General features: G+C 72.0%; 12 protein-coding genes. 6 read left to right on the top strand and 6 right to left on the bottom strand.

The window, feature by feature from the left end:
• Window positions 1–69: 69 nt before the first annotated feature.
• Genes QSK30_RS11350 through QSK30_RS11340 form a run of 3 tightly spaced genes read right to left on the bottom strand, consistent with a single transcriptional unit; the run spans window position 70 to window position 4,105 of the window.
• Entirely contained in the window at window positions 70–2,772 is a 2,703-nt protein-coding gene (locus tag QSK30_RS11350; protein ID WP_285502047.1) for a bifunctional acetate--CoA ligase family protein/GNAT family N-acetyltransferase, read from the bottom strand.
• Between the two features lie 3 nt (window positions 2,773–2,775).
• Window positions 2,776–2,919, bottom strand: coding sequence for a hypothetical protein (locus QSK30_RS11345; protein ID WP_285502045.1), 144 nt, complete (start codon window positions 2,917–2,919; stop codon window positions 2,776–2,778).
• Between the two features lies 1 nt (window position 2,920).
• The gene (locus tag QSK30_RS11340) at window positions 2,921–4,105 is read right to left on the bottom strand and encodes an acetoin utilization protein AcuC (protein WP_285502044.1); all 1,185 of its coding nucleotides are present in this window, start codon (window positions 4,103–4,105) and stop codon (window positions 2,921–2,923) included.
• A 642-nt stretch (window positions 4,106–4,747) separates the two neighbouring features.
• Between QSK30_RS11340 and QSK30_RS11335 the strand changes: the two genes are divergently transcribed.
• The 3 genes from QSK30_RS11335 to galE are packed head-to-tail and all read left to right on the top strand — an operon-like array spanning window position 4,748 to window position 7,597.
• Complete coding sequence (locus tag QSK30_RS11335) at window positions 4,748–5,443, top strand: iron-dependent transcriptional repressor DtxR (RefSeq protein ID WP_285502043.1); 696 nt, start codon at window positions 4,748–4,750, stop codon at window positions 5,441–5,443.
• The gene (gene galK, locus QSK30_RS11330) at window positions 5,440–6,615 is read left to right on the top strand and encodes a galactokinase (protein ID WP_285502042.1); all 1,176 of its coding nucleotides are present in this window, start codon (window positions 5,440–5,442) and stop codon (window positions 6,613–6,615) included. Before QSK30_RS11335 ends, galK begins: the two co-directional genes overlap by 4 nt.
• A 25-nt stretch (window positions 6,616–6,640) precedes the next feature.
• Complete coding sequence (galE, locus tag QSK30_RS11325; RefSeq protein ID WP_285502040.1) at window positions 6,641–7,597, top strand: UDP-glucose 4-epimerase GalE; 957 nt, start codon at window positions 6,641–6,643, stop codon at window positions 7,595–7,597.
• 379 nt (window positions 7,598–7,976) lie between these two features.
• On the opposite strand, the gene QSK30_RS11320 is transcribed toward galE, so the two are convergent.
• Both QSK30_RS11320 and QSK30_RS11315 read right to left on the bottom strand, forming a co-directional pair.
• On the bottom strand, window positions 7,977–9,734 hold the full coding sequence (locus tag QSK30_RS11320) for a DUF4192 family protein (RefSeq protein ID WP_285502038.1): 1,758 nt from the start codon (window positions 9,732–9,734) through the stop codon (window positions 7,977–7,979).
• A 262-nt stretch (window positions 9,735–9,996) separates the two neighbouring features.
• Window positions 9,997–11,799 (bottom strand): Xaa-Pro dipeptidyl-peptidase, encoded by a 1,803-nt coding sequence (locus tag QSK30_RS11315; RefSeq protein WP_285502036.1) that lies wholly within the window; start codon window positions 11,797–11,799, stop codon window positions 9,997–9,999.
• A 268-nt stretch (window positions 11,800–12,067) separates the two neighbouring features.
• Between QSK30_RS11315 and add the strand changes: the two genes are divergently transcribed.
• Both add and QSK30_RS11305 read left to right on the top strand, forming a co-directional pair.
• The gene (gene add / locus QSK30_RS11310; RefSeq protein WP_285502035.1) at window positions 12,068–13,075 is read left to right on the top strand and encodes an adenosine deaminase; all 1,008 of its coding nucleotides are present in this window, start codon (window positions 12,068–12,070) and stop codon (window positions 13,073–13,075) included.
• 13 nt (window positions 13,076–13,088) lie between these two features.
• The gene (locus QSK30_RS11305) at window positions 13,089–14,666 is read left to right on the top strand and encodes a mucoidy inhibitor MuiA family protein (protein ID WP_285502034.1); all 1,578 of its coding nucleotides are present in this window, start codon (window positions 13,089–13,091) and stop codon (window positions 14,664–14,666) included.
• A 147-nt stretch (window positions 14,667–14,813) separates the two neighbouring features.
• Here the strand turns inward: QSK30_RS11305 and QSK30_RS11300 are convergent, their stop codons facing one another.
• Window positions 14,814–15,722: a TIGR03619 family F420-dependent LLM class oxidoreductase gene (locus QSK30_RS11300; protein ID WP_285502033.1), complete on the bottom strand. Its 909-nt coding sequence runs from the start codon at window positions 15,720–15,722 to the stop codon at window positions 14,814–14,816.
• Between the two features lie 39 nt (window positions 15,723–15,761).
• On the opposite strand from QSK30_RS11300, the gene QSK30_RS11295 reads away from it, so the two are divergent.
• On the top strand, window positions 15,762–17,780 hold the full coding sequence (locus tag QSK30_RS11295) for a prolyl oligopeptidase family serine peptidase (RefSeq protein ID WP_285502032.1): 2,019 nt from the start codon (window positions 15,762–15,764) through the stop codon (window positions 17,778–17,780).
• Window positions 17,781–17,788: the final 8 nt, after the last annotated feature.

Genomic DNA, 17,788 nt, shown 5'->3' with positions numbered 1-17,788 from the left:
GCACGTCTGGCCGGCTCCGCCTCGGCGGGGCCGGCCAGGCGTTCAGCCGCCTTGTTCGGTCCCGGGGGTTCAGGTTTGCCTGCCTGCCGAGGGCGGGACCGGGCGGAGCCTGCGCGGGCCGGTGTCGTGGCGGGACGGGGGCGGGCCCACGGTGACCCGGCCGCCGGTGACGAAGGCGCCCGCCGCCGACGCCAGGACGGGTTCCAGGGCCAGCGCGCGGACCTCGGGGAAGTCCTCGGCCAGCGCGGCGATCCGCAGCACCAGCTGCTCGAGGGCGGTCAGGTCCGCGGGCTCGCCGCCGCCGTAGCCCGCCAGCAGCGGCGCGGCCTTCGGCGCGCGGACCAGGCCCGCGGCGCCGGTGTCGGTGAGCGGGAGGGCCCGGTGGGCGCGGTCGCCCAGCAGGTCGCTGATCATGCCCGCCAGGCCGAAGGACACGACCGTGCCGAACGACGGGTCGTCCTGCAGGCCGATGGTGCACGAGTTCCCCTTGGGCGCCATCCGCTGCACGTAGACGTCGTCCACACCGGACACCCCGCGCAGGTCGTGGTAGGCGTTGCGGATGGCGTCGTCGGTGGTCAGGTCCAGCCGCACACCGACCAGGTCGCTGCGGTGCCGGTAGCGCTTGCTCGCCGTCTTCATGACCACCGGCAGGCCCACCTCGGCGCCCGCGGCCACCGCGGCGTCGGCGTCACCGACCACCCGGTAGGGCATGACGGAGATGCCGTAGCAGGCGAGCAGGGCGAGGACCTGCTCGTCGGTCAGTTCGACATCACCATCCACACCGGACAGTGCGGCGCGCACGACGACGGCCGCGCCGTCCGGGTCCAGCCCCTCCGGACGGGCGAGCTTGCCCGCGGGCGCCGACCGCCAACGCGCGTAGCTGGTCGCCCGGGCCAGCGCGAGGGCCGCGCGTTCCGGGCTCGGGTACGACGGGATGGAGCCGCGACCAGGTGCGCCATCGGGGCCCGCGACCGCGAGTTCGGCGGGAATCCCCTCCGCGGCAAGGAAGGTGGACACGACCGGTTTGCTGACTGCCTCGGGGAGGTCGGCGGCGGCCTCGCGCAACGCTCGGGCGTAGGCAGTGCCGGGAATGGCCACGGGCGGGACGAACACCACGATGAGCGAATCGACGTCTTCCCGGCGCAACTCGGCCGCGACCGCAGCGGCGAACTCCTCTGGCCCCGCCTGCGCGCCCACGTCGACCGGGTCGCCCGCGAGGATGAGACCCTGACCGAGCGCCGCGTCGGCGGCCAGCACACCGATCGCCGAGGAGTTGCCCACAACCGCGACCCGGTCACCCGGCGGTAGCGGTTGATGCGCCAAGAGCAGCGCGGCGTCGAAGAGCTGCGCGATAGATTCGACGCGGATAACACCCGTTTGCTCGAAGAGCGCCTGCACGCTCGGTTCGTCTACCGCGACACCGGTAGCCGCAAGCGCTGGCAGAACGGTATTGCGACCGGACTTGACCATCACAATCGGCTTGTGGCGCCCAAGTCTGCGCGCCAACCGCGCGAACTTGCGCGGATTGCCGAACGACTCGAGGTAGAGCAAGACGACATCGGTAGCGGGATCGGTCTCCCAGTACTGGAGCAGATCGTTGCCGGAGACGTCGGCACGGTTACCGGCGGAGACGAAAGTGGACAGTCCAAGACCGCGTGCGGCCGCGTCGGCGAGGATAGCGGTACCCAGGGCACCGGACTGGCAGAAGAACCCGGTGCGCCCTGGCCTGGGCAGCGTCGGCGCCAGGGTGGCGTTGAGGCGGACGGCGGGGTCGAGGTTGACCACGCCGAGCGCGTTCGGCCCGACCACGCGCATGCCGTGCGCGCGGGCCTCGTCCACCAGCCGCCGCTCGGCCCCGCGACCGTCCGGCCCGGTCTCGCCGAAGCCGGAACTCACCACGACCAGGGTCTTGACCCCCTTGGCCAGGCAGGCGTCCATCACCTCGTCTACCCCGGCGGCCGGGACTGCGACCACCGCGAGGTCCACCGGATCAGGGATGTCGAGCACGGTCGGGTAGGCGCGGACACCGCGGACGGAGGTGTGCTCGGCGTTGACCGGGAAGACCGGCCCGGCGAAGTTGGCAGCGAGCAGGTTGACCAGCACGGCGTTGCCGACCTTGGCGCGGTCGGTGGAGGCGCCGATGACCGCGACCGAGCGCGGGTGCAGCAGGTTGTGCACGCTGCGCGCCTCCGCGGCCTGCTCCCGCGAGTGGGCCACCTCCACCGAGGCGGCGGTCTGGTCGATGTCGAACTCCAGGTGCAGCACGCCCTCGTCGAACACCCGGCTGACCTGGTACCCGGCGTCGCGGAACACCCGGACCATCTGCCCGTTCTCGGCCAGCACCTCCGCCTCGAACCGCCCCAACCCCCGCTCCCGCGCGGCGGCGGCGAGGTGCTCGAGCAGGATCGACCCCAGACCGCGCCCCTGGTGGGCGTCCTGCACCACGAACGCGACCTCGGCGGAGTCACTGTCCGGCAACCGCTCGTACCGACCGACAGCGACGATGTCATCACCCAACAAGGCGATGAAAGCCACCCGATCATGGTGATCGACGGTGCTGAAACGTCGCAGATCCTTGTCTGGGATGCGCGGATAGGGCCCGAAGTAGCGGAAGTACCGGGTGCGCTCGGACAGCCGCGCGTGGAAGGCGAGCAACGCCTCGGCGTCGGTGGGGACGATGGGTCGCAAGTGGACGGTGCCACCGTCGGAGAGGACCACGTCGGCCTCCCACCGGCGCGGATAACCGAACGGGTCGCGCTGCGGAGCGTCCATGGTTCAGTCCCCGAGTTCGTGGTGGCGGAGTTCGGCCGCGGACGCGATGGCGGTGGCGGTGGTCATGGGGGCGGCGCCGAAGTGGCCGGAGTCTGTGCCGCGGACGTCGCGGGGGCGGTCGGTGGCCGGGCTTGGGGTGGTCGCCATGTCAGTCCCTCGGGTCGTCCGGGTCGAGGCCGTGCAGGGGGAACACCGCGGCCCGGACGTCGTGGATGGCGGTGTCGACCGGGTCCGAGATGCCGCCGCCCCAGGGTTCGAAGGAGGTGGGGCGGTGGTCGCCCATCGACAGGGGGAGTTCCGCTCTCGGGGCGGCTTTGCGGACGGTGCTGACCCACTCGGCGGGGAGTGGGGTGTCGACTGGGATGTCCCGGTCGAGGGCGGTCGCCAGCAGGTGGGTCCACGACCGGGGGACGACGCGCAGGAGCTGGTAGCCACCACCGCCGGTGGCGAGCCACTTGCCGCCCGCGTGGCGGTTCGCGAGGTCGCGCAGGGTCCGATAGATCTCGCGGTGGCCGTCGACCGACAGCGAGAGGTCGGCCAGCGGGTCCTCCTCGTGGGTGTCCACACCGCACTGGGTGACCAGGACCTGTGGGCGGAACGCCGCCAGCAGTGACGGCACGGTCGCGTGGAACGCCCTGAGCCACGCGGGGTCCCGGGTGCCCGGCGGCAGCGGGATGTTGACCGAGGTGCCCTGGGCCGCGCCGGTGCCCAGCTCCGTGACCGAGCCCGTGCCGGGCCACAACGTCGCCGGGTGCTGGTGCAGGGAGACGGTGAGGACGCGCGGATCGTCGTAGAAGGCCGCCTGCACCCCGTCGCCGTGGTGCACGTCGACGTCGATGTAGGCGACGCGGTCGAACCCGTTGTCCAGCAGCCAGGAGATGGCGACCGCGCAGTCGTTGTACACGCAGAACCCCGCCGCCCGGTCCCGCATCGCGTGGTGCAGCCCGCCCGCGATGCTCACCGCCCGGTCGACGGTCCCGGCGGCGATCGCCTTGGCCGCCACCAACGACCCACCCACCACCAACGCGGACGCCGCGTGCATCCGGTCGAACACCGGGTTGTCCGACGTGCCCAACCCGTGCCCCACATCCCACGACACCCCCGGCGCCTCCTTGACGGCGGCGAGGTAACCGCCGTCGTGGACGCGTTCGAGGTCGTGGTCGTCAGCGGGCTGGGGCGCCAGGAACTCGACCCCGTCCAGCACCCCCAACGCCCGCGCCAGCCGGATGGTCAGCTCCAACCGGACCGGGTTGAACGGGTGGTCCCCACCGAGGTCGTACCCCAACAACGCCGGATCCCAGACCACAGCCGCCGCGTCCGCTCGATCACCCATGCCCAGCACCCTATGCCCAGATCACAGCCGGTGGCAGCGTGATCGACGCCCGCCACCACCAGCAGCCGAGACCCGCGCGCGAGCACCGAATCGGCGCCCCACTGGGTGCTCAATGCGGCCTACAGGCAGCTGACCGACCGGCTCGACGGGGCCGCGGCGGGCAGCCTGGTTAGCTGGTCGGCCCGCGAGTAGGTGAGGTAGGCGAGCAGGCTCGGACCAGCGAGCAGGTGTGGCCCGGTCGCGCTCCCATCGCGCCGCCGCCTGGCCGGCCGCCTCCCCTCGACCTGACCCACCAACCTGCCCTACCTGACCCCACCAACCTGCCCTACCTGACTGGCCGAGTCGGGCAACGGGTGCCGCCCACCTGAACGGCCGCCAGTCGGCGTCGGGGGCACCGCGCCGGGAGGTGCCCGGCGCGTGGTCACCGCCCGGGCGGACCGGCCGAGTACCGGCGGATGTCGAGCCCGCGCGGGGGCTGGGGTGGGCCCGGCAGCGCCACCAGTTCGGCGGTCGACACCGGGCGGGCGTCGGCCGCGACCACCGGCCCATCCTGCCGGCCGGGGACTTTGGTCACTGACTGCTACTGGCGCGCTGCTCTGTCGGGGCGAGCGACTAACATGGAGGTGACGAAGGGGAACCGGCGTGAACGATCTCATCGACACCACCGAGATGTACCTCCGCACTATCTACGAACTCGAAGAGGAGGGCGTCGTCCCCCTGCGTGCCCGCATCGCCGAACGCCTGGGCCAGAGCGGCCCCACGGTGAGCCAGACGGTGGGTCGGATGGAGCGCGACGGCTTGGTCGTCGTCGCGGGCGACCGGCACCTCGAGCTCACCGACCACGGCCGCTCCCTGGCCATCGCCGTGATGCGCAAGCACCGGCTGGCCGAGCGCCTGCTGGTCGACGTGATCGGCCTGGAGTGGGAGCACGTGCACAGCGAGGCCTGTCGCTGGGAGCACGTGATGAGCGAGGCCGTGGAGCGCAAGCTTGTCAAGCTCCTGGGCCACCCGACCACCTCGCCGTACGGCAACCCGATCCCCGGTCTGGACAAGCTCGGCGAGGGCGAGCCCGCCCCGCCGGTCGAGGCGGGCCTGGTGCGCGTCGACGAGGTCGCCCGGCGCGGCGGCGGCAAGGTGGAGATCCGGCGGATCGCCGAGCACATCCAGCTCGACCCGGACATGATGGCCGAGCTCAAGGCGGTGGGCATCCTGCCCGGCAACGTGATCTCGGTCGGACCGTCCAAAGGGGACGGGAACTCGATCGAGATCACCGGCGCGGGCAACACCGCCGAGCTGGCCCCGACGGTGCTGCACGCGGTCCTGGCCCGTTCGCAGTGAGCCAGGCCGACCGGGCCGCCGAGCAGTTCCAGCGGCTGCACGAGCGTGCCCCGTCCGGGGTGTGGTCGGCCCCCGGTCGGGTGAATCTGATCGGTGAGCACACCGACTACAACGACGGCTTCGTCCTCCCGTTCGCGCTGCCGTACCGGATCGCGGTGGCGGCGGCGCCCCGGGCCGACGGTCTCTTGGTGGTCACCACCGTCGGCGACGACGGGGTCCCCCAGCGCGCCGACCCCGTGGCGGTCGCCGACCTGGAGCCCGGCTCGGTCACCGGGTGGGCGGCGTTCCCGTCCGGCGTGGCGTGGGTCCTGCGCGGTCAGGGGGTGACCGGCGGCGCCGACCTGGTGATCGTCGGTGACGTCCCCGCGGGCGCGGGGCTGTCGTCCTCGCACGCGCTCCAGTGCGCCATCGCGCTCGCCCTGCTCGGCCTCGCGGGGGTGGCGCCGGACGAGCACGCCGGGCCCACCCTGGCCGAGGTCGCCCGGTGGGTCCAGCGCTCGGAGAACGACTTCGTGGGCGCGCCCACCGGTCTGCTGGACCAGACGGCGTCGCTGTGCTGCGTCGAGGGGCACGTGCTCTTCCTCGACGTCCGCTCGGGCGTCCGCGAGCTGGTGCCCTTCGACCCGGCGGCGGCCGACCTGGAGGTGCTCGTGATCGACACCCGGGCCCGCCACTCGCTGGCCGACTCGGCCTACGGCGAGCGCCGGAAGGGCTGCGAGGAGGCCGCCCGCCTGCTGGGTGTGCCCGCGTTGCGCGACGTACCGCTCGACGGTCTCGCCGACGCGCTGAACAGGCTGCCCGACGCCCTCCGGCCACTGGTTCGGCACGTGGTCACCGAGAACGACCGCGTGCTGCGCACCGTCGCCGCCCTCCGCGCGGGTCGGGTGGCCGACATCGGCGACGACATGGCCGCCTCGCACGCCAGCTTGCGCGCGGACTACCAGGTGTCGTGCCTGGAACTCGACATCGCGGTGGACGCGGCTGTCGGCGCGGGCGCGCTGGGTGCCAGGATGACCGGCGGCGGCTTCGGCGGCTCCGCGATCGCCCTGGTGCCCACCGGCGCCCACGGCGACGTGCGGGCCGCGGTGCTCGCCGCGTACGCGGAACGCTCGCTGACCACGCCCCGGCTGTTCGCCGCGGTGCCGTCGGCGGGGGCGGGGCGCGACCACTGACCACAGGAACAGCAGGAGGACCACGATGAAGCTGCTCGTCACGGGCGGGGCGGGATATGTCGGCAGCGTGTGCGCGGCCCGACTCGTGGAGACCGGCCACGACGTCGTCGTGGTCGACGACCTGACCACCGGCCACGCGGACGCCGTGCCCGAGGGCGCGCGGTTCGTCGAGGCCGACATCGCCGAGGCGGCGGCCCCGCTGCTGGCCGAGGGCTTCGACGGGGTCCTGCACTTCGCGGCGAAGTCACTGGTCGGCGAGTCCATGGTGGACCCGTCGAAGTACTGGTCGGGCAATGTCCTCACCTCCCTGCGCCTGCTCGACGCGATGCGCGACACCGGCACCCCGCGGCTGGTGTTCTCCTCCACGGCGGCCACCTACGGCGAGCCCGAGGTGGTGCCGATCGTGGAGACGGCGCCGACCCGGCCCACCAACACCTACGGCGCCAGCAAGCTCGCCATCGACCACGCGATCACCTCCTACGCCAAGGCCCACGGCCTCGCCGCGGTCAGCCTGCGGTACTTCAACGTGGCGGGCGCCTACGGACGCTTCGGGGAGCGGCACACCACCGAGACCCACCTGATCCCGATCGTCCTGCAGGTCGCCCTGGGCACCCGCGACAAGATCTCCATCTACGGCGAGGACTACCCGACCGCCGACGGAACCTGCGTGCGCGACTACATCCACGTGGCCGACCTCGCCGAGGCGCACCTGCTGGCGCTGGAGCACGCGGCCAAGGGCGAGCACCAGATCTACAACCTGGGCACCGGCACCGGCTTCTCCAACCGCGAGGTCGTGCAAGCCTGCCGCGAGGTCACCGGCCACGAGATCCCAGCCGACTTCGCCCCGCGCCGCGCGGGCGACCCGGCGGTGCTGGTCGCCTCGGCCGAGGCCGCCACCGAGCACCTGGGCTGGACCCCCGAGCGCACCGACCTGCGCACGATCGTCGCGGACGCCTGGGAGTTCACCCGCAGCCGCGCCTGACGATCGGGTGCAGCGTCTTATGGCCGCCAGACTGTGAAGCCTCTGGACGCCTCCCGAGTTGCCGGACAGTTGGTGATCGTGTGCGGCCCGCCGGACTGGCTCCCGCTGACGTTCGCGCGATGCGCGGGTGCCGGCTGGACCAAGTCGCGATGCCTGCTCTGCGGGCCCGAGCCTCGCCACCGTCAGCGCGGTGAACGGCAGTGCCCGCCGCACCAGGAGCGTGCAAGCCTCGTCTACGGCCGAGCGCAGGTCGCCCAGCGCTTCGATGTCGTACTCGCGGCGCATCGCCACCGCGGCGGTCATGGTGCGCACGGGTGCGGCACCGCCACCGGGCGGGAACGCGTGCTCGCACCGAGTGGTGTGGCTGTGGGCGACGTGGTCATGGGGCGTTCTCGTCGTGTTGGGCCTCGGTGGCGGCGCGGGCGATGAGGTCGCGTAGTTCGGCTATCGGGATGCCCTGCTGGACAGCGGCGGTGAGCAGCGCGGCCAGGGAGTGGGCGGGGTTGGCCTCGATGGCCACGTCCAGGGCGATCCGCGCCATGACACCGTTGCCGCCCAGGTAGGAACTCACGGCCAGCAGGCAGGCGGGCTCGGCGCGTTCCGGGGCGGGCAGGGCTCGGACCAGTCGGGTCCACAGGCGTGCGGCGGCGGTGTCCTTGTCGGTGAGCGCGTAGGTGAGGCACTCACCGCGGACGTCGGCGTTGCTGAGGGCGACAGCGAGGTCGGCGATCTGCTCGTCGGTGAGGTCCGGGAGTGGCACGCCGTCCCGGCTGGCCGGGCCGGACGGGTGCGTCGCGGCGGCCTCGATCAGGCGGCGGTTGAACTCGGCGTCGGGCAGGTCGGCGGAGTACTCGTCGCGCCGCACACCGAAAGTGTCGATCTCGGCGGTGCTGGGCGGGTCAGCGCGAGGGGCCGACCCGAGGGCAGGTGCCGTGGCGGACCCGGCCGGGCCGGGCGGGCCGGGCGGGCCGGGCGGGCCGGGCGGGCCGGGCGGGCCGGGCGGGCCGCTTGATCGGGAGTGAGATCGGGACAGCTCGGGTGTCGAGGTCGCGGGTCTCCGCGCGTTCGAGAGGGCCTCGGCTGGATGACGAGTGGTCGTGGGCGAACTGGCTTCGCCGTTGGCAGGGGTGCCGCTGGGCGGTGCCGGGGCAGGTGAATCACCGTTTGTGGCGGGTGATTCCGCGCCGGCGGCGGGTGCCGCAGTGCTCGGAAGAGCAGGCCCGGGCGGTTCGAGAACAAGCGAATCGCCAGCCTGGGCAGGCGATTCCGCGCCGACGGTCGATGGCGCGGGTGAGCCGGAGATGGGCGCACCAGGTGATCCGCCCGCGAGCGACTCGGTGGGCCGAAGGGGCGTCTCCGTGCCCGCGGTGGTCGGCATGGACACAGTGGACCGCGAGGGAGTCGCAGCGGTGGGCGGCGGGGTGGGCGGGCCGGGATCCGGTGCGGGGGACGTGGTGGGGCGCGGGGGTACCGCGATGATTCCGTCCTTTGTGGATATCTCGGTTTCCATGCGGGTGTGAAAGTCGGTGATGATCGTGTCGATGAAGGCGAGCTCTTGCTCGACCGTCAGGGGTGGGCAGTCGTCGAGCAGCGCGGCCACCCGGGTGTTGATCAGGGCGGTCCGGTGGGCGATGGCCGCGGGCGGGTCGGGCGCCAGGTTGGCCGCCATGGCCTGGCGGCTGGGGTACTTGACCACGCCCGCCACGGTGAACGCGGCGGCGATCTCCGAGGTGTCCGGGTCGGCGACCCGGCCCGCGCAGGCCGGGTCGTGGTAGCAGAGCCAGGGTTGCCCCCGGTCCACCGACGGTGTCCAGAGCGCGTGGGCGACCTCGACGTCGGCCTCGGCCAGCATCGAGGTCACCAGGTCGACGAACGGTCTGTGCGCCAGCGTCTTGCCCGTGATCACCACGATCAGCGCGGTGTGCACGCCGTGGTCGGCGACGATGGTCGCCACGTGCCGGGCGAGTCCGTGGTCCTCGCCCGGTTCCGGCAGGTCGGCGCGCACGACGGGGCCGATGGACACGTCGTCGTCCGCGCGCAGGGTCAGGATCACCAGGGACTCGAGCGGGTGGTAGCCGATGAGGTAGGGGACGGCGGCGACGAGGTCGTCGCCGTGGTGGAGGTCGGTCGCGGTCATGGGTCCACTGTCGGGCGGGCGGGGTGGGCGCGAAAGTGGGAGTTGGGAACTGGGGAGCGGTGGGGCCTTTGTGGATGGAGGTGTGACGGATGCGTTGCGGGGGCGTACCTTGGGCGGGTTTGGCATGAGGGCCGACCGCGGTGGTCGACATGGGACCGCCGCCGCGGTGGCCTCCTCGCCGGTGACGAGGAGAGCCGCCGCGACGGCGGTAGTGCCCGCACGCGGGCGGGGGATTTCACAATCCCCCTATGGCACAGCCTGACTAGCCCACCGCGACCTTGAGGGCGTCGAGACCGCCGACGACCGGGAGGGTCAGGTTGCTGCCCTTGAGGTCCACCGAGACCCCGGCGCCGGGCGCGGGGCGCAGCGTGTACTCGTTGTCGCTGGACAGCACGACCAGGCCGAACTGGTGGCCGGCCTGCAGCACGTAGTCGTCCGGCACCAGGTCGACCCGCAGGTCGTAGGCCTTGCCCGGCTGGATCGGCTCGGTGCGGCTGATGTTCTTGCGGTTCTGCGGGTCGGTCCAGCCGCGGGTCACGATCGAGATCGAGCCGTCCGGCGCGCGGTCGACCAAGAGCGCGGTGACGTTCGCCGCCGGGCGGCTGAACGACAAGCGCAGGTACGCCTCAGCCTTGCCGCTGATCCGCAGGGAAGTGCTCGCGGGGCGGGTGAGGTAGGAGAGCCGGTTCGGCGAAGAGGGCGCGGAAGCGAGCGCGGACGCGAGCTTCGTGGCGTCGTCGGTGAGCGATTCGACCACCCGCCGGTCCGGCCGCCAGATGGTGAGACCGCCGGTGGACGCGCCGCCCGCCCCGGGGTAGAGCGTCGCCTGCGCGGCACCGGGAGCGGGCCACTCGGGCTCGTCGGTCCACGACTTGTCCTCGCGCTGGATCGTCAGGCGCGGACCGTCCTGCGCGCCGTTGGCCACCCCGTAGAGGTAGTGCGACATCCACTTGTTCAGCGTGACCAGCCACTCGTCCCGGCGCAGGGAGTACGGGTCGGCGTGGCCGGACTGGTGCAGCCAGATCTTGTGCTCGACGCCCTGGCGCTTGAGCGCGTCGTACCACTGCGCCACGTGCGTCATCTTGACGTTCCAGTCGTTGAGCCCGTGCACGGCGAGCACGGACGCGCGGACCTTGCTGACGTCGTTGAGGTAGTTGCGCTCGTCCCAGAACTGGCTGTAGTCACCGGTGACGCGGTCCTGCTTGACCGCGATGTCGGCGATAACCGGGGCACACGGCGCACGGTCCGCGCGGGTGTGCACGTACTCGGCGAGCACGTCGAGGTCCTCACCCTGGTAGGTCCCCGGGGCGACGACGGCACCGTCGGCGCGGTAGTAGTCGTACCAGCTTGAGATGGCGGCGATCGGCACGATCGTCTCCAAGCCCCGCACACCGGTAGTGGCAACGGCGTTGGGCAGGGTGCCGTTGTAAGACACGCCCATCATGCCGACCTTGCCGGTGGTCCAGCTCGCGCCGACGGTCGCGCCCGCGGCGTCCTGGCCGCGCGCGCGGCCGTTGAGCCAGTCGATGACCGAGCGGGCGCCGATGGTCTCGTTGCGGCCACCGCTGGTCGGGCACCCGGTGGACAGGCCGGAGCCGAGGGACTCGGCGTAGACCACCGCGAAGCCGCGCGCGGTGAAGTACTGCTCGTAGCGCCAGGTGATCGCCGGGTTGGGCCCCAGGCCCACCCGCGAGACCTTGGCCCCGGAGCGCGCGTTCGGCACGTTCAGCTCGACGTCGACGTCGTGGTTGGGCACGTCGTTGCCGCCCGCGTAGTACGGGCTGGCCTGGTAGACGACCGGGACCTTGAGGCCTTGCTCGGTCGCGCGCGGGCGCACGACCTCGACGTGGACGAGGTCGTCGCGGCCGTCGTTGTCGCTGTCGACCGGGGCGTTGACCCACAGCGACTCGCGCACGACGTCGGTGGGGCTGAAGACCGGCTGCGCCTGGCCGTCGACGAAGACGGGGGCGGGCGGGTCCGGCTCGGCGGCCGCCGGGGTGGTGGCCAGCGGCACGACGAGCAAGGCGGCGAGCAAGGAGATGACGGCGGGTCGCGCACGTCTCATTGGTGCTCCATGGGGATCGACGGGGACTTGCCCGCACCCTTGCGCCCGCGTCGGGGCGGTGTCAAGGGCCGATCCGACTGTCCACAGCAGACAATGACGTGCCTGCTTGACGCTCCCGCGGGGCTGGGCCAGACTCGGGCGCGTGTCCGTGATCCTCGGCTGGCTGGTGCCGCTGCCCCTCTACGGGGAGGACCACCAGCGCGGTGACCTCGCCTGGTGACGCGCGCGGTTCCCCGCGCCCGCACACCCCAGCCGAGAGGTCCACGCCGTGATCGAGTACGTCCGCGCCCTGCCCAAGGTCGAACTGCACCTGCACCTGGTCGGTTCCGCCACGCTCGACACCGTATTGGAACTCGCCCGCCGCCACCCCGAGCACGGCGTGCCCACCGACCGCGACGAGCTCGCGCGGTTCTACGACTTCACCGACTTCCTGCACTTCATCACCGTCTACGGCACGGTGAACAAACTGGTCAAGACCGGCGCGGATGTGACCACGCTCGTCTTGGGCGCAGCAGCGGGTCTTGCAGCGGCCAATGCCTCTTACGCCGAAATCACCGTTACGCCATTTGGCCATCTATCCACCGGTATTGATCCGGAAGAGCTGACTGAAGCGCTCACGGTAGGCCGTAAGAGGGCACTCGATGAGCACGGCGTGGCGCTTGCCTGGATCTACGACATCCCAGGCGGTCTTGAACCGCCCAGCCGCGAGGGCACCATCGACTGGGTCTTGCGACACCGGCCAGAGGGCAGCGTTGGTTTCGGGCTCGGCGGTATGGAACTCGGGGTGTCAAGGGCGGCTTTCCGGCGCTCGTTCGACTTGGCAGCCAGCGCTGGCCTGCACGCAGTCCCCCACGCGGGGGAAACCGTGGGGCCCGAAGAGATCTGGGCGGCGCTACGCGAGTTGAACGCCGTGCGGATCGGTCACGGCGTTAGCGCTGTCCAGGATCCCTTGCTGCTGCGCCATCTGGCCGAGCACAACATCCCGTTGGAGGTGTGCCCGACGTCGAACCAGTGCACCCGCGCCGTGCCCGACCTCACCGACCACCCACTGCCGCGCCTGCTCGAGGCGGGTGTGCCGGTCACCCTGGCCACGGATGACCCCGGCATGTTCCACACCGACCTCGACCGCGAGTACCTGCTCTGCCACGAGCTGTTCGGCCTCAGCAGGGGCGAGCTGGCCGACATCGCCCGGACGGGCGTGCGCGCCGCGTTCTGCGGACAAGAGCTCAAGGACGACCTGCTCGGCCGCATCCACGCCGTCGAACGCGCTGGATGAGTAGCCTCGCGGCGTGACCAGTCGAGTTGATGCCCCGATCGTCGCCGTGACCGTCTACCCCGGACAGGCCCGGGTCACCCGCCGCGGCGCCCTCGACGCCGCACCGGGTGAGCAGCGGGTCCTGGTCGGTGGTCTGCCACCGCACCTGCACGCGGACTCGGTGCGGGTGAGCGGGCGCGGGCCCGCCACCGTGCTGGGGGTCGACGTGGTGCCCGAGCGCAACCCGCGCACCCCGGACGCCGCGCTGGCCGGACTGGAGGAGCGCCGGGACGCGCTGCGCGCGGTGCTCCAGGAGTTGGCCGACCGGCACAGCGTGCTGGAGGCCAGGATCGAGCTGATCAACACCCTGGCCCGGCGCTCCGGCGGCACCTTCGCCCAGGCCCTGGCCAAGGACGAGGCCGACCCCGCGCGCGTGGCGACCGTGGCCGACGCGCTGGCGGGCCAGCTCGGCGAGGTGCTGACCGCGCGCCGTGAGCTGCTCGAGGCCCAGCGCACGACCGCCCAGGAGCTCGACGAGGTGGACCGGCGGATCAACGACCGGGACGCCTACGGCACGCCCGACAGCACCGCGATCGCGGTTGACCTGGCGGTGTCCGAGGCGGGCGCGGTCGAGCTGGAGGTCTCCTACCTGGTCGACGCCGCGAGCTGGGAGTCGCGCTACGACATCCGCTTGGCCGGGTCCGCGCTGACGCTCACCTGGTACGGCCTGGTAGCGCAGCACAGCGGTGAAGACTGGCCCGAGTGCGACCTGCGGCTGTCCACGGCGCGGCCTGCCAACAGCGTGGAGGTGCCCGAGCTGGACCCGTGGTACCTGGACGTGCAGCGGCCCGTCGCGCCGAAGATGGCCGCGCGGGGGGCGATGGACTCCGCCTACGGCGGTGGGCCGCCGCCGATGCCGATGGCTGCCGCGCCCGCCGGTTACTCGCCCCAGTCCGCGCCCATCGCGGAGTCGTTCGCGGTGGCGGAGCACGGGGTGTCCGCGACGACCTACCAGCCCTCGCGCCCGGTAGCTGTGCCCTCGGACGGTACGTCGCACCGCACTACCGTGGCCTCGGTAGAGCTACCGGCGGACGTAGACCACGTCACGGTGCCCCTTCGTGGGCCCGAGGCGTACCTTCGCGCGACCGTCACCAACACCTCTGAACACACGTTGCGGCCCGGGCGGGCGTCGATCTTCCACGACGCCGAGTTCGTCGGTGTGACCGAGCTGGTGTCCTGGGCACCGGGCGAAGAGGTCGAGCTGACGCTCGGGATCGACGACCGGGTGCGGGTGGAGCGGGAGCTGGTGCGGCGCTCGGCGAGCAAGGCCGTGCTGGGCGGCAAGCGCAAGCAGGAGGCGGCCTACCGGATCAAGGTGGGCAACTTCGGCCCTCGGCAGGCGAAGATCACGGTGGTCGACCAGGTGCCGGTCTCGCGCAGCGAGGCGGTCGAGGTGCGCGAGCTGACCCTGACCCCGGAACCCGCCGAGCGCACCGACCTGGGCGAGGTCACCTGGAAGCTGGACGTCGCGGCCGGGCAGACCGTGGAGATCGGGATCGGCTTCCGGGTCGAGATCGCCAAGGGCCAGACGCTGACCGGCTGGCGCGACTGACGCGGGGCCGGGTCCGCTCGACCGCGCCGCGAGCGGACCCGGGTTCGGCGGGGGCACCCGCCGAACACGCCCATGCAGAGGATCGGCGCGGGGGCCGTGTCCGTTTCCCCTGGCCGGTGGCGTTTTCGGGGGACATCGCGGTCACCGTCAGCGACGGCCCGGGGCGAACGCCTCCAACGCGGCCTCGGCCCGCTCCATCGCGGCGACCGGGTCGGCATCCGGCGAGCCGATCTCCGGGTCGAAGTTGAGGTCGACGAACAGCTCGGTGACCCCCTGCTCGGCCAACGCGCCGAAATCGGCCCTGACCTGCTCGAACGTCCCGGTCAGCGGCCGTCGGGCGGCGTTGTCGCGCACCCGGACGGCACCGCGGCACACCATCCGCAGGCTGTCCGGGTCGCGCCCGGCCTCCTCGGCGGCGGCCCGGACGACCCGCACGGACTGCCCGATGGTGGCCAGGTCGGCCCGGCTGCTGCTCACCCAGCCGTCGGCCAGCCGCCCGGCCCGGCGTAGCGCGGGCTCGGCGGCCGCACCCAGCAGCACCGGCGGCCCACCGGGCTGCGCGGGCTTGGGCTCCATCCGCGAGGCGGGCACCTCGTAGAAGGCGCCGTGGTGCTCGACGACGTCGTCGGTCCAGCAGCGGCGCAGCAGTGGGAGGTACTCCTCGGCCCGCTTGCCCCGGGCGGCCTTGTCGACCCCGACGGCGGTGTACTCCTCGTCGGCCCAGCCGATGCCCAGGCCCACGTCGAGCCGCCCGGCGCAGAGCAGGTCCACGGTCGCGAGCTGCTTGGCCAGCAGGGCCGGGGCGTAGAACGGCATGTTGATCACCGCGACGCCCAGCCGGACGCGGCTGGTGTGGGCGGCGAGGAACGCCAGCGTGGCGACCGGGTCGAGCACGCTGCGGTACGCCGCGCCCCAGCTACCGTCCGGTGGGGACAAGAGGCGCTGCATGGTCCACAACGAGCGGTAGCCCAACTCCTCGGCGCGGGTGGCTACCCGGACGAGGTTGTCGACAGTGGCCCAAGAGCCGGACACGGGTGCGGCGAAACCGATCTCCACGCCGTCCACGCTAACCCACCCGCCGGCAGACTGGCGCCCATGACTGACACCGCTCCCCCCGATCCGCACATCTGGCTCGAAGAGGTCACCGGCGAGCAGGCGCTCGACTGGGTGAAGGCGCGCAACGCCGAGACCGTCGCCGAGCTGACCGGGAGCGAGCGGTTCGAGACAACCAAGGCGCGGGTGCTGGAGGTGCTCGACGCCGACGACCGCATCCCGTACCCGCGGCGGCGCGGCGAGTTCTTGTACAACTTCTGGCAGGACGCCGCGCACCCCCGCGGCCTGTGGCGGCGCACCTCTCTCGAGCAGTACCGGTCGGGCAACCCGGACTGGTCGGTTCTTCTTGACGTCGACGCGCTCGCCGAGCAAGAGGGTGAGAACTGGGTCTGGAAGGGCTCAGCCGTGCTCCGGCCGGACTACCACCTCGCGCTGGTAGAACTGTCTCGCGGGGGTGCGGACGCGACCGTCGTCCGCGAGTTCGACCTGCGCACCCTGGAGTTCGTCGCCGACGGGTTCACCCTGCCCGAGGCCAAGACCCAGGTGAGCTGGATCGACGAGGACCAGATCTACGTCGGCACTGATTTCGGCGAGGGCTCGCTAACCACGAGCGGTTACGCGCGCGTGGTCAAGGTCTGGCGACGGGGGACGCCGTTGGCCGAGGCCGCGACCGTCTTCGAGGGGAAGCCCGAAGACGTCACCGTTTACGCCTACCACGACCGCACGCCGGGTTTCGAGCGCGACATCGTGGGCCGTTACCCGGACTTCTTCAGCTCCGAGGAGTTCCTGCGCACGACCGAGGGCGATCTGGTGCGCATCGACGTGCCCGACGACGCCACCACCGACGTGCACCGCGAGTGGCTGCTGATCACCCTGCGCTCGGACTGGACCGTGGCAGGCACCACCTATCGGTCCGGCTCGCTGCTGGCCACCGGGTTCGACGCCTTCATCGCCGGTGAACGGGAGCTGACGCCGCTCTTCGAGCCCGACGAGCACACCTCGCTGAACGGGTTCTCGTGGACCAAGAACCACCTGATCCTCGTGGAGCTCTCCGACGTCAAGACCCGCATGGAGGTGCTGACGCTCGGTCCGGACGGCTGGTCCAGGGCGGATCTGCCGGGCTCACCCGACCTCGGGTCCGCCGACGTGATCGACACCGACCCGGACCACAGCGACGAGTACCTGCTCAACGTCAGCGGCTACCTCCAGCCCGCCACCCTCCTGCGCGGGGAGGTCGGTGGTGAGTTGGAGACGCTCAAGCAGGCTCCCGCGTTCTTCGACACGACGGGGCTGACTGTCGAGCAGCATTTCGCGACCTCCGACGACGGCACGCGCGTGCCGTACTTCGTCGTCGCGGGTCCGGACACAAGCGGCCCGACCCTGCTGTACGGCTACGGCGGCTTCGAGATCTCCCTTACGCCGAGCTACAGCGGCGGGCTCGGTAGGGCGTGGTTGGAGCAGGGCGGCACCTACGTCGTCGCGAACATCCGCGGCGGTGGCGAGTACGGCCCCCGTTGGCACCGTGCGGCGCTGCGGGAGAACCGGCCGCGGGCGTACGAGGACTTCGCCGCGGTCGCGCGCGACCTCGTCACAAGGGGGATCACCACGCCTGCCCGCCTGGGCATGCAGGGCGGTAGTAACGGCGGTCTCCTCGCGGGGGTGATGCTGACCCGCTACCCCGAGCTCTTCGGCGCCGTGGTCAGCCAGGTGCCGTTGCTGGACCTGCGCCGCTACCACCTGCTGCTCGCGGGGGCATCCTGGATGGCCGAGTGGGGCGACCCGGACGAGCCCGCGGACTGGGCCTACCTCAAGGAGTTCTCGCCGTACCACAACGTCCACAGTGGAACGAAGTACCCGCCGGTCTTCTTCATCACCTCCACCAGGGACGACCGCGTGCACCCCGGGCACGCGCGCAAGATGGCCGCGCGGATGCTGGAGCTCGGGCACTCCCCCTACTACTACGAGAACATCGAGGGCGGTCACGGGGCGGCTGCCGACAACGCGCAGCGCGCGTTCATGTCGACGATCGTCTACGAGTTCCTCCTGCGCACCCTGAGCTGACCGCGCGG

It is taken from the genome of Actinokineospora sp. NBRC 105648 (genome assembly GCF_030269645.1).
Taxonomy (GTDB): domain Bacteria; phylum Actinomycetota; class Actinomycetes; order Mycobacteriales; family Pseudonocardiaceae; genus Actinokineospora.
This window is presented reverse-complemented; position numbering and strand designations above follow the sequence as displayed.